The organism is Meiothermus granaticius NBRC 107808 (genome assembly GCF_003574355.1).
Lineage (GTDB): Bacteria > Deinococcota > Deinococci > Deinococcales > Thermaceae > Meiothermus > Meiothermus granaticius.
Window position 1 is genome coordinate 16,870 of sequence record NZ_QWLB01000043.1, and the last position, 12,113, is coordinate 28,982.

Annotated in this window: 7 protein-coding genes; 1 reads left to right on the plus strand and 6 read right to left on the minus strand. The window is 63.0% G+C overall.

Annotated features, from left to right (window positions below; translation table 11 throughout):
- Nucleotides 1-30: 30 nt before the first annotated feature.
- Nucleotides 31-3,141: an AAA family ATPase gene (locus Mgrana_RS13455; RefSeq protein WP_119358119.1), complete on the minus strand. Its 3,111-nt coding sequence runs from the start codon at nt 3,139-3,141 to the stop codon at nt 31-33.
- A gap of 562 nt (nt 3,142-3,703) precedes the next feature.
- Here Mgrana_RS13455 and Mgrana_RS13460 point away from each other — a divergent pair.
- Entirely contained in the window at nt 3,704-5,239 is a 1,536-nt protein-coding gene (locus Mgrana_RS13460; protein ID WP_170146487.1) for an endo alpha-1,4 polygalactosaminidase, read from the plus strand.
- Nucleotides 5,240-5,326: 87 nt separating this feature from the next.
- Here Mgrana_RS13460 and Mgrana_RS13465 read toward each other — a convergent pair whose 3' ends face one another.
- The 5 genes from Mgrana_RS13465 to Mgrana_RS13485 form a co-directional block, all read right to left on the minus strand.
- The gene (locus Mgrana_RS13465) at nt 5,327-6,001 is read right to left on the minus strand and encodes a hypothetical protein (RefSeq protein ID WP_119358121.1); all 675 of its coding nucleotides are present in this window, start codon (nt 5,999-6,001) and stop codon (nt 5,327-5,329) included.
- A gap of 45 nt (nt 6,002-6,046) precedes the next feature.
- Nucleotides 6,047-8,533, minus strand: coding sequence for a C1 family peptidase (locus Mgrana_RS13470; RefSeq protein WP_119358122.1), 2,487 nt, complete (start codon nt 8,531-8,533; stop codon nt 6,047-6,049).
- Between the two features lie 13 nt (nt 8,534-8,546).
- Nucleotides 8,547-9,074, minus strand: a complete 528-nt coding sequence (locus Mgrana_RS13475; protein ID WP_119358123.1) for a hypothetical protein — start codon at nt 9,072-9,074, stop codon at nt 8,547-8,549.
- An 11-nt stretch (nt 9,075-9,085) separates the two neighbouring features.
- Nucleotides 9,086-9,274 carry a hypothetical protein gene (locus Mgrana_RS13480; protein WP_119358124.1) on the minus strand — a complete coding sequence of 63 codons (189 nt, stop codon included), beginning with the start codon at nt 9,272-9,274 and terminating at the stop codon, nt 9,086-9,088.
- Nucleotides 9,275-9,333: 59 nt separating this feature from the next.
- A partial coding sequence (locus tag Mgrana_RS13485; RefSeq protein WP_147371306.1) for an ATP-binding protein occupies nt 9,334-12,113 on the minus strand: 2,780 nt, incomplete at its 5' end.

Genomic DNA, 12,113 nt, shown 5'->3' on the forward strand with positions numbered 1-12,113 from the left:
AAAGTGAGGGATAGGCCGATGGAGGAGGGACTAGCCCTGGGTAGAGGCAAGGAACTCCGGCCAGCGCTCCGGCAAGGTCTGGCCTACCTCGAGCATCCATCCCCTGGCCTCTTCGTAGAGCCGACCCAGGCTCTTGTGGTTCCCCGAGCGGCGCAGGGCCCCCAGGGTCAGGCGCAGGGCCTCGAGGTCGTAGGGGTTGGCCTCCAGCAGGATTCTTCCCAGCCGGGCGGCCTCCTTGGGGTCGGCCTCGAGCAGGGCTTGGGCGCGGGTATGCAGGGCCAGGTAGGCCGACTCGCGCACGGTCTCGTGGAGGGACGCGAGCCCCCCCAGATAAACCCCCCGCCACAAGCGGGTCTCGCCGGTGCGCAAAAACTCTTCCAGGTCGGAGCTGACCGCTGCGCCCAGGGCATACCCGGAGGGGGTGGTGGTTACCATCGAAGCCCCCAGGCTCGTTCTCACCGTGTGGATCAGTTCCTTGAGCGAGGAAGCTGCCCGTTCCTCGTCCTCGCCGGGGTAGAGGTGATCCAGAAGCTCGAGCTTGCTCATCTCGCTTCGTCCGGCCAGGCGGGTCTCGAGCAAGGCCGCCAGCAACTCCTTGCGCTTTTGCCCCCGAATGGCCTCACCCTGCTCCCCCAGCGTCCGTTGCATGGGGCCCAGCACTTCCAGACGGAGCCGGGCCTGGGATGGGGCGGCATCAGCAGGGGGCTGCTGGTTCAATGCGGGGAAGTAGCGGCGGGCCAGATGGGCTCCGTTCAGCAGGCCGCGCTCCTCGAACCAGCGCAAACGCCTGCGGGCGCCCTCGAGGTTTCCAGTGAGCCGATCAAGCTCGAGGCCCAGCTTGTGCTCGTCCAGCGGTACGCCGAGTTGCTGCGCCGCGGCCAGGGCTTCCTGCAGGGCTTCTATGGCTTGAGCCGGCCGACCCAGCCCCTCCAGGGCTAGACCAAGCGCCCAAAGGGTACGGAAGTTGTCGTGGGGGGAGTTCCCGGCGGCCTCGGCCAGCCCCAGGGCCTCCTGGGCCAGCTCGAGCCCCCGGTGGGCATGGCCTGCTCGAGTCTGGGCTAGGGATGCATCGAAGAGGATCTCCCGAACCACCCTGGGGTTCCCCGTCTCGCGGGCATAGCTCAGGGCGCGCCCGGCGTGCTTGAGGGCCAAAAGCTGGGCCAGGGGGGTGTCTTGGGCTCCGTACAACAGGCTGGCCATAGAGTGGGCATTGATCAGGAAGCGGCTAGGGCCGTAGAGCTCGAGGGCGGCGATGGCCTCGCCCAGCCCCTCCTCGGCCTCGGTGTAGCGGCCCTGCTCCACCAGCAGCTCGGCCAGGGCAGCCAAGGCAAAGGCATAGGCTTTGAGTTCCCCGGCCTGACGGCGGATGTGCAGTGCCTCCTCAAGGCAGGCGTTCATCTGGGGATAATGCCCCAGCATCCGCAGAAAAGCCGCTCGATTGACCAAAGCGGTGGCCCGCAGGCGGGGGGCTTCGAGGCCCTCCAGCAGGCTCAGGGTTCGTGCAATGGTGGCCTCAGCAGCAGCGTAATCGCCTTGGTGATAGTGGACTAGGGCCTGGATCGAGCCGAATTCGGCTTCCTGCTCGGGGGTCAGGGGAACGGTCTGGGCCTGGGTGAGGAGGGTCTGGACCTGCTCCATTCGGCCCAAGGCCAAGGCCGAGGCCGCTATGGCCCGCAGCGCTTCGGGCGAAGGGGCCGGGTGCAGTTCAGGGTGGGCTTCCCAGACCGCCAAGGCCCCCCGGTGATCCCCCGCTTGATGAAGCATGGTCAGCTCTAGGCTGTGGGGCTCTACGGTAGCCCGTAGTGCCTCAGGCAGACCGGAGAGCAGGGTGGGAAGGTCGGGTGGGCGGCCCTGGCGGGCAAGCCAGTGAACGTACAACCGCAGGGTCTCGGGGGTGGCAAAGGGAGAGTGCAGCGCCACTTCAACCAGGCGTAGGGCCTCGGGAAGGTCGTGGTATTGAAGAAGCTGGGCGGCCCGCAAGGCCAAGGCCCCGGCCTCTTCCCCAGCGTAGGGCACGGCTTGGGCCAGAAGCCGGGCTGCTTGCACCTCATCCTTGGCCTGAAAGGCGGTTTCAGCCGCCCTTTGCAGCAGCTCGAGGGCTTGGGCGGGGGTCAGCCCGGCCTCTTCAAGATAAGCTGCGGCGGCGATGGGGTCGTCGTGAAGCGCCTCGAGCGCACGCCGGGCCAGGGCCTGTTTGCGCTCCGGCCTCAGGGTTTTTCGTCGTACCTCGCAAAACAGGGGATGAATGAACTTTCCTGTCCGCAGCAGGTGATGCCGCTCCAGCTCCCCCTGAGCGGAGGCCAGCTCGTCCAGCGAGAGCCCGGCTACTTTAGCCCAGAGCTCCGCTGGGGCCTCGAGGGGCAGGATGGCCCGGGCCTCCAGCGCACGACGGGCCGTTTCGGAAGCGGAGACCTCGAGCAGCTGCCGTTCGATCAAGGCCTCGATGGTGAGCGGAACCAAGCCGGCGGGGGGGGATCGCCACCGCCAGCACTGGCCGTCGTTCCAGAGAAATCCCATGCGGGCCAGGTGGCGCAGGTATTCCAGGGTGAAAAGCGGATTGCCCTGGGCCTGGACGTAGATCCACTCAGCGGCAGCGGGGGGTAGGGAGGCCGAGACCGCGCCCTCGAGCAAAGCCCGGCTGGCCCTGGAGTCCAAGGGCTCCAAGCGCAGGGCCTCGAAGGGTTCGGGGGGAGGGATGCGGCTGGTGACCAGCAGGGCTACCCCCTTGGTTCGCCGGATCATGGTGGCTAGTTGCACCACCCCGGCGAGCTGCTCCGAACTGGCCTCGTGCAGATCTTCAAGGCACAGGATGACTGGGGTCAGCCCCCCCAGCAAGGCGCTCAAGGCTGAGGCGGCCTTTTCATCCTCGAGGCGCTCTCCTTGCTTGAGGCGCACTAGGAAGCTCTCGGCCCAGGCCGGGAGTTTGGCTGGAGTGGGGAGGGCTCGAGCCAGTTCGAATAGGGGTACGCTGGCGTGGAAGCTGAAGCTGCGGCAAGGGGTCTCTCGTAAAAGCGCCCTCGCGGTGTGGCTCTTGCCGATGCCGGGCTCGCCCCACAGGGCCAGGGCTAGGCCTTCGCGCTTGAGCAAGAGGGTCTTGAGCTGAGCCTGCATCTGTGCGGTTTGGGGCAGGCTACCGATCACAGGCCCTAGGCTAGACCACTCCCCGTTATACCCTCGTTACGCTCGAGCAGGGGTTGGGGCTGGAGATGGGCTGGGGGTTTCGGTGGCAGGTTAAGAAGCCTGGGGGTTAGCTCTCACCGAAGCCTTACCGTCTTTTATGGACGTCAGAAGCTGACCCAATCGGGCTCGATCCTGCCCGAGGTCGGACTTTTCCCAAGGAGACGGCTCGAGGCTGCCATTCAAAAGCGTAGAAAAGTTTTTATTTTTGCCCAATGGCCCATTTTGGCTAAAGATTGGCTCAAGATTTGGATGTGAAAGTTACCCCCCTCTTCCCGCCCCTCGCGACTTGATTCTGCGATGGAGACAAGTAAACTCGCAACCCAACCTTTATGAGTAACGTTATTTGGGTTGGTTAAAGACCAATTGACGAAACGGCAAAACTTAACGCCAATTTCCCCATGTTTGAATACTCCCGTTCAACCCACCGAGCCTTTCTCATGGGTTGCTGGAGGGGCCAGATGGCCTGCCTCCAAAGAAGGGTTGGTACTGCCGCCAATCCAATCCATCTCGAGAGGAGACGCCGTTGAAACATCTGGCTTACATTTTATGGCTGGGCCTGTTGGTGGCCTGCTCCGGGCAGCCCCAGCTCTCGACGCCGGCGGAAGACACCGCCGCCCCCACGCTCTCGGTAACCTATGGCTCCGATCCTACTGGCGCTGCGACCGGGGGCACCACCTTGAACCTGACCGTGCAAGGCACGGCCTCGGATAACGTGGGGGTAAGCCGGGTCACCTACCAGGTTAGCGATGGGACAGAGAAGTCCCTGACGACCACCCCGGCCACCGGCCCCCAGGTGAGCTTCAAGTTCACCCTGCCGCTGCCTCGAGGCTCTACCAAGCTCACCGTGAATGCTTACGATGCCGCGGGCAACAGGGGGCAGTTTAGCTTTACCTTCACCTGGGGCTCTGGCCAGCCCGTACCTACCCCGGACACCACCGCTCCCAAGGTCAGCCTCAGTAGCCCGGCCAATAACACCACGGTAAACACGGCCAGCATCACGGTGAAGGGGAGCGCCAGCGATGAGGTGAGGGTGACCCGTGTGGCCTATCAGCTCAACGCCGGAGCGGAGAAAGATCTGAGCATCACCCCAGGAGGCAACCCCTCCTATAGCTTCAGCGTGACCCTGAACAGCGGCCCCAACACCCTTCAGGTGAACGCTTATGATGCCGCGGGGAATAAGGGTTCGGCTACCCTCACCCTTACCTATAGCCCCGGCTCCAACCCCCCGCCGCCTACCCCGGCCCCCGGCTCCTGGTGGAAACCCAGCCCAGCCACCCCCATTAGCTGGCACTGGCAGCTCTCACAGGGCTTTAGCGTGCCTCGGGATTTGAAGCCCGGCGTCACGGTCTACGACTTCGATAAGGATTACATGGCCAGTCCGGATACGGTGGCTAAACTGAAGGCGGCGGTGCCTGGGGCGGTGGCCATCTGCTATATCGACGTGGGGGTGTATGAGGATTACCGCCCGGATAAGGGGGCCTTCCTGGAGGCTCAGAATCAGTACCGCTTGGATACCGGGGATCCCAACGCCAAACTGTGGGGGAATAAGGACGCGGGCTGGAATGGCTCTTATTGGCTCGACGTGCGACAGCAGAAGTACCTGCTCCCGCTGATGGAGGCCAGAATCAAGGACTGTAAGGATAAGGGCTTCGATGCGGTGGAGCCGGATGAGAGCGAGGTCTGGGATAACAACCCGGGGTTCCCGATCTCCATGGAACAGAACCATGCCTACACCCGGGCGATTGCTGAGCTGGTACACAAGTACGGGATGAGCGTGGGGCTCAAGGGGAACAATGGGGAGGCGGCTCTCTTGGAGCCCTATCACGACTGGGCCTTGTCGGAGCAGTGCTTCGAGTATGGGGAGTGCCAGAACCTGGTGAACAGCTTTGTGAAGAAGGGCAAGGCGGTGTTCGTGGTGGAGTACTCGGTGTCTCCGGACTGCAACTATGCCAACCAAAACCACCTCAACGCGGCGCGGCGGGACTTGAACCTGGTGGGACCCACGGCCTCAGGGTATCTCTACCAACCCTGTAGGCCCGATGGCAGCTCGGCTTGGTAATCATTGTCAAGGTAAACCCGACTTGCAGAGGTGAGGGAGTTGAATCCCCCACCTCGCTTTGTATTTCGAGTGGCTCTCTGCCCAATCCTACTCGGTGCAGGTCAAGTCAATGCGAAGGCTGGGGTCGGGTACGGTGTAGCGCACGTCGGGGGGGACGGCCCTCGAGTCCTTGGCGATGGGCTCAATCCTCAGGATCAGCTTGCTAGGCTTGGCCGGGCTGTCGGTGAAAAATTGGATTTGGTGTGTGTAGGGAGCAGCCTGAGGGACAGCATCTCCCACCCAGCCGTAGTCGTAGCGGTACATATTAACCGTGCTGCCATCCTCCAGGGCCAGGGCAATATCCCCCTCGCCGTATCTCAGGTTGGTGGCAGCGAGCGTGAGGGAGTGGCGGGTTGCGTTGCGCCACTCCACCGTCACCCCGTAGCCCTTTTGTCCGTTCATCTCTATGGGCTCGAGCTTGGTGGCCCGAACCCGCCAGATGCCGTTGAAGAGGGTCTGGCCCAGGCAGCCCTGAAGGGCACTGAGCTGATTGGCTCCACCGGCTACGCTGGGTAGGGTGAGCGAAAGTGTGCCCGAAGCCAGGTCGCTCTGCACGCCCGCCGCCTTGAGCGCCGCCAGCGGCACGTAGGTCTGGCCGTTGACCACGATGGCTTGACCCGCGACGCTTTTGCCATTGATAACCAGCTTGTAAGCGGTGTTCGCGGCGTAGCCTAGAGCCATGCAGAGCATCAGAAGACTGGCCAGCTTGAGGGGGTTGCTCATGAATTCCTCCGTAACCAAATATTTGAGGGCTGTTTGAGGTGGGGTTCAGTTGGGCGGTGGGACGTAGGTCAGCTTGAAGAGGATAGAGGCTGAGCCAGTCAAGTTGAGCGAGTCGGTGACGTAGAAGCGAATCGTTCCGGCATCATTGTCGAAGCCGCAACCGTTCGCCACGTTCTGTGCCCCGGTGGTATCCCACGACCAGTAGGGCTCTTGGCCCTGGTAGATCGGTGGGTGGTACACGGCGGGGATGTCGGTCTCCGCACAACCCGCTTTATGGGTGGCTTGCCAGGTCCAGCGAACCCCGTTGTAAGGAGCGGTACCGCCTACCCAGGAGGCCCTGAGGAATACGCTCGTACCCACGCTGCCTGCGCTTCCGCTCACGGGCTCGAGGATGCTCACCACCGGTGGGCCACTGTTGGGTGGGTTTTGCACGTTTACCGTCACGCCGGTCTGAGCGCTCTTGCCCCCGTAGGCGGTAGTCGAGAGGGTAAAGGTGACGCTGGAGGGGCTGCCTGGGCGAATCTGGATGGTGGGGGTACAGTTGCCGCTAATGGGGAACTGGCTGTCGCCCGCGTCACTGCTGGTCCAGGTGCAGGGCAAGGGTTGGTTGGCAAAGCCCGAGCCGTTGTCACCGGTCGCCTGGCCCGCAAGGGTGTAGGACTGGGTGCGGTAGAGGGTATCGCCGGGGGCAGGGTTTTGGATGCTCACCAGAGGGGTGCTAAAGTCGCTGCGGGTCGCTACAAAACCGGTTCCTGGGCCTGCCGTGCCCGCCATTACCCCGGCCTCATGGCCGAAGAGGTAACCTTGGTAGGTCACGCCGTTCAACTGGAAGCTGAGCAGCCGGGGGTTAGCCGTATTAACCGTGCCGGTCAGCGCCCCGCCGCCAAAGACCTTGCCGGTGACCTGCCCGGTGCTAGGGTTCACCGCCGTGATGGAGAAGTTTCCGGTGGGTACCTCCAGCCCGTAAACCTGCCAATTGCCCACATAGGAGTTCAGGGTCACGCTGCTGTCGCTGGAGATACCGCTCAGATACCCCCTCTTGAGCCCGTAGAAGCCATAGGTTTGGCCATCGCGGTTATCGAGCATGGTTCCGGTAAGGCTTTGGTTATCGGTGGATAGGTAGCCGGTGAAGTGCAGCCCACTTAGCTCTCCATAGCTGCGGGCTCCAGGGTTATTCCAGTCAATGTAAAAGTCAATCTTGCGTCCGCTGAGGGTTCCGTTGACCCGCCGCCCCAACCCGTCGGGGCCGTAATAGGTGCCTAGGCGACGGTCAGGAGTGCCGCTTTGGAACTTGAAGAGGTTGGGGTCAGGGATATGGTAAAGGTCTAGTATCCCCTGCCAGCCGTCGTGGTCGAGGCTGTAGCGCCCGATGAAGAGTGGCTCGGAAGGCGGAGCGGTGTTTGGGGGTAGAACGCTTTTGACCACCGCTCCCTCGCGCATTTTGCCCTTGGTCACGAAATCGTAGCTGAACCAAACATAGCCCCCCTCGGCCCAGCCGGTGCCCCAGGAATTCTTGACCCGGAAGGCCCTCTTGCTGTCGTCATAACCGACCATCAGCATGGCGTGCCCAGCCCAAGTCTTGGGGTCGGTACGGGGTTTATCAGCGATTTCCCAGATATTGTTGTTGGGGTTGGGGTCATCGGAGTCGAGCAGAACGCTAAAGGCCACTTCAGACCCGGAAGCCAGTTGGGTTTTGAACCAATCCAGCGATCCCAGGTCGCTGCTGCTGGCATAGATTACCTGTCCGGCCTGGTACCGGGCAGTGTTTTGCGCATTCTGAGGTAGCACGGTAAGGGTGGTGGGATAGGGCATCTTGTAGGTCACCGATTGCTGGCTGAGATTGAAGTCATCTATGGTTCTTTGGGAACTGCTCGAGGTAATCGGTGGGTTCCATAGGCTGCTGTCGCCGTTGTTGCCTGAGAAATAGGGCATTGCCCCTTCTTCTGGAATCCCCAGCTTGCCGCTCGAGAGCAGCCGCAGATTGTAGACCACGCTGCCCCCACCCCACATCCCGAGCTGGTTCTCGAGGGTGCCGGGCGCTTTGGGTCGGTGATCCCCGGTGGAGTCGTTGGTGGTGTCCTGAGTGTCTAGGGCATCCATTTTCTGGAAGTGGTTGAGCCATTGCTCAGAGAGGTCTAAGCTCAGGCCGTACTGCCGCTTATAGCGCACCTCGAGGGCCGCCACCACCGCGAAGTTGGTGCAGGTGCCACGGGGGTTTTGGTCTTTAACGGGGGTTTGATAGGCCGAGAGATCCACACTGGCGGGCAAGTCCTGGAGGCGTACCCGCTGGCTGGTGCTGGCGGGCGGCGGGGGAAAGCGGTCCAGATACCACTGGGTGTCTTCGGGTTTGTCCAGCAGCTCGATTTCCCCGTTCTCGATTTCCCCGTTGGAGAGCTTGAAGGCAGGCACGCCGTTCAGGCTGAGGATCTCACGGATACCGGGCCCGAAGGTGCCGGTTTGAGGGGGTCCCGAGCCCCCTCCGCAGGAAGCTAGAAGCAGCAACAAGGGCAATAAGGTCGAATACCGATGCATGCAATCCCCCTTTTTACTGAGTGGGCATGTGGGCCAGGACGCTTCGAACCAGCATTTGAGCCTGAGGGAAAGGGTTGACAACGTTGAAGAGCGCTACCAGAACCACCGAGTTCCCCTTACGCACTACCACCGCCCCCGATGGGGCAGGGGTCTCAAAGGGAAGGAGGGTGTAGGCTTCATCTCCAAACCCAGAAAGAGGGGTCAGGGCAAACTTTACATTTGTCTGAGCCTGCTCCGCCTGTATGGTCTGCTGCATTAGCTCTTTAGCGCTAGGGCCGCGAGTGGAATCCAGGTGAGCCCAGGTCAAGATCAAGGCTTTGCCCATCTGACCGCTGCTGCCCGGGATCTCCCAGTCGCAACCCCCGTAGGTTATACGCACCCCGTTTCCCTGCCCGGTTTGTGGGCTCCTCTCGTGTCCTGGCGTTCCTGCTCCCAGCACCGCCTGGACCTGCTGGGGGCTAAGCCACCCGCAGGTGACAGGGCTTTGGGCCCAAGCTGAAGCGATCAGAAAAGCTGCTGCAATTACCCAGGCCATCTTCATACGGTCCTCCCCTAACGCAGCCCTCGGGGCCTGAACTCGGCCTCGAGCCCACGCAGATGTACGGTGAGGGCTTCCATGCTAGAGAAGTGCAGGGCTTGGTGAACCCCCCGGGCCCGCAGCGTCAGCCGAAGCGAGCCGTCCACCTCACGCTCGATCCGCAGGAGATAGACCCGGGTTCGGATTGCCCTCTCTGCCCCCATGCCAAGAGGGTAGAAAAGGCTGTGTCACTTGGCCGTCACAAAATGAAGGTCTTTGTTTCCTAGAGCTTCCCCCCAAGCCCATAGCGCTGGAGAAACCCCGTCCAGAACTCGGGGAAACCCTCGAGGCTCTGCGCGATCATGCGATGTAGAGGGGCCGCGGCCTGGTGATACTTTCGGGCCTGAGCCGGGTGAGCGGCGAGGGCCATAGCCCGGTAGAGCTCGAGGCTCTCAAGCAATGGAACGGTCTGGGTTGCTAAGAGGGCCTCGGCCTCGCGGAGGAGTTCCGATATGTCGGACTTGAGCTGAGCTGAAGCCTCTAGCTGCACGGCCAGGGCTCGAGCCTGAAAAGGAGGGTTGGGCGGAACCTCGAAGCGCTGCACTGCCTCTAAGGCCCTTTGCGCTTGCCCGAGGGTCAGCCAAGCCAATCCCGCGGTCCAGGCCGCCCGAGCCCCGTCGTGAGGGTCGGTGAAGGTTCCGGCCAGCAGGGGCTCGAGCCGTGCTAGGGCTGCTTCGGGCTGGGCGATGAACACCTCCCGGCGGGCGTACTGAGCCTGGAGCCAGGCCCGTAGCTCGTCCAACTCAGCCCCTTCAATCAGGGCCTGGGCCTCTCTCAGCAGCGGAAGGGCTTCCTCAGCCCGGCCCAGGTCGAGGTAATACTCCACCAGCGACATCCGACGTCGGGCCCGTCCCTGGGCGATTCTGCTACGCTCGGCCAGCGCCAAGGCAGCCTGCAGGGTTTCGAGGGCCTGGCCAAACTCGCCCCGCATGCGCTGAAGCACGCTCAGGTTGTTGAGGAAGATGCCCTCTTGCAGAGGATCGGGATGGTTTTCGAACAGCGTCCGGCCTCGCTCGAGATGGTGAAGAGCGGCCTCGAGGGCCCCGGTCTCGAATTCGAATTTGAACAGATTGAGCAGGATATGCCGTTGTAACACCACATCCCCGGCGGCCTCGGCTTCTTTCAAAGCTTGCCCCAAAATGCCAATCGCCCCGGTGGTATCGCCGCCGATCCCCACCGCCCGGCCCAAGTTGCGCAGGGCCATCCCCTGGCCTCGCCGGTTCCCCCCAGCCTCGAAGGCCGCCAGCGCTTCGCGGGCGTGATGCTGCCCTGTGGGTAGGTCGCCTTGCCCTACGGCCTGGTCCGAGAGGATTAGATGGGCTTCGGCGGCGAGGGGGGAAAGCGGGCTGGGCTCGAGGCGCAGGGCTTGCTGCAGCCACTCCTGGGCCTTGGCCCCCTGCCCTAGGGTGAGCAGAGCCTGAGCGCTCTCAAAATAGGCCTGGGCCCGCAGAGCCTCAGGCAAGGCTGGGTTTTGCAGCAGGGGCTCGAGCTGGCTCAGGGCCCGGTCATAGCGCCCGCCATGCTGTTCGAACCTGGCCCAGGCCAGCGCAACCCGCGCCCGCAGCACGGGGTCTTTAAGCGCTTGGGCCCCTTCTGCCAGCACCTGTAGCTCTTCCTTCCAGTCCTTTTGCTCATCCAGAAGTTGGTATAGCTCGGCTCGAGCCGCGTGAACCTCGAACGCTTGGAGGCCTTCCACCCCATCGGCCAGGGCTTTGCTGTACTGCTCCAGGGCTTCTCGATTGGCGTAGATGGCTTGGGCTGCTTCGGCGGCCTTGAGGCGCCAGGGCACAGCCTTCTTGAGCTGTCTGGCCTGCTCGAGGTGTTCGGCAATTTGGGTCGGAGGCCCATTGAGTCGGATCAGAGTCTCGGCCAGCTTGTGATGCAGAACCTTGCGTCGGCTTGGGGAAAGCCCCTCGCTCATGGCCCGCCGCAGTAGATCGTGGGTAAAGCCCAGGCCATCGGGATTTTGCCGCAGCAGACCGGCTTGCTGAGCCAACTCGGCCGCCTCGAGTTCCTCCCACTCCGAGAGCGCGGTGGCCCCAGCCAGCTCCTCGAGGCTGAACCCCTCCTCGGCTAGACTGGCTGCCTCCAAGAGCCGCCGCACCGCACCGCCCAGCCGGTCTACCCGGCGATTCACCGCAGCCTGTACGCTCTTGGGCAGGGGTAGCTCGCGGTAGTCTTGGGTGGCCTCATCGTAGGGGGTGCTCCAGACCCCCTCCTCAACCCGAAGGTTGCCCGAGGCAAAGAGTTCCTTGAGGACCTCGAGGGCAAAGAGCGGGTTGCCACCGGTAGCCCGGTAGAGCCGCTGGTTGAACAGCCGGGCCTCGCTGCCGGAAAGCTTTTGGATGAGGGCGCCAAGCCCTTCCTGGGTGAGGGGCTTGAGTTCGATCAGCACGGCCAGACCGCGTTCAACTTGCTGCAGGATGGTTTCCCGAATGGATGGGCTCAGCTCCTCGCTACGGAAGGCGATGATGGGATAGCCCAGCCGCTCGGGGAGCACCCGAGCCATGGCGTAGACCGAGACCTCGAGGCTGGCCGTGTCGGTAACGAACTGCAAATCGTCTGCCGCAACGATTGCTACCCCGGCTCGAGCCAGCTGCCGAATTACTTCGGTGATGGCCTCCAAGAGCCGCAGCTTACCCTCTATACTGGTGATGGGGGGCGGGGACGCTTCAGCCAGCTCAGGGACCAGCCGAGAGATTTCCTGTCGCACCCAGGGGGATAGCTTGGCCCCCTCCAGGAGCGCCAGCGCTTGACGCAGGGCCCGGGTGTGAAAGGCGTAGGGGATGCCGCTATCGCTGGGACGGCCCTCCAGCAGCAGAAACGGGCCCTTGCTGCGAGCGAACTCGAGCATCAGCCGGGTCTTGCCCACCCCGGACGGCCCGGAGAGAAAAACGGCCTTTCCCGCTTGCCAGGCTGCTTCCATCTGGGCCCATTCCCATTCCCGATCCACCAAGGGAGGGTGCTCGAGGGCCTGGGGGATTGAGGGGGGCACTTCGGGGA

What these genes read in the sequence shown, in the direction of transcription:
- Mgrana_RS13470 (WP_119358122.1), bottom strand. Translation starts at nt 8,533, where the DNA reads ATGCATCGGTATTCGACCTTATTGCCCTTGTTGCTGCTTCTAGCTTCC.
- Mgrana_RS13475 (WP_119358123.1), bottom strand. Translation starts at nt 9,074, where the DNA reads ATGAAGATGGCCTGGGTAATTGCAGCAGCTTTTCTGATCGCTTCAGCT.
- Mgrana_RS13465 (WP_119358121.1), bottom strand. Translation starts at nt 6,001, where the DNA reads ATGAGCAACCCCCTCAAGCTGGCCAGTCTTCTGATGCTCTGCATGGCT.
- Mgrana_RS13480 (WP_119358124.1), bottom strand. Translation starts at nt 9,274, where the DNA reads ATGGGGGCAGAGAGGGCAATCCGAACCCGGGTCTATCTCCTGCGGATC.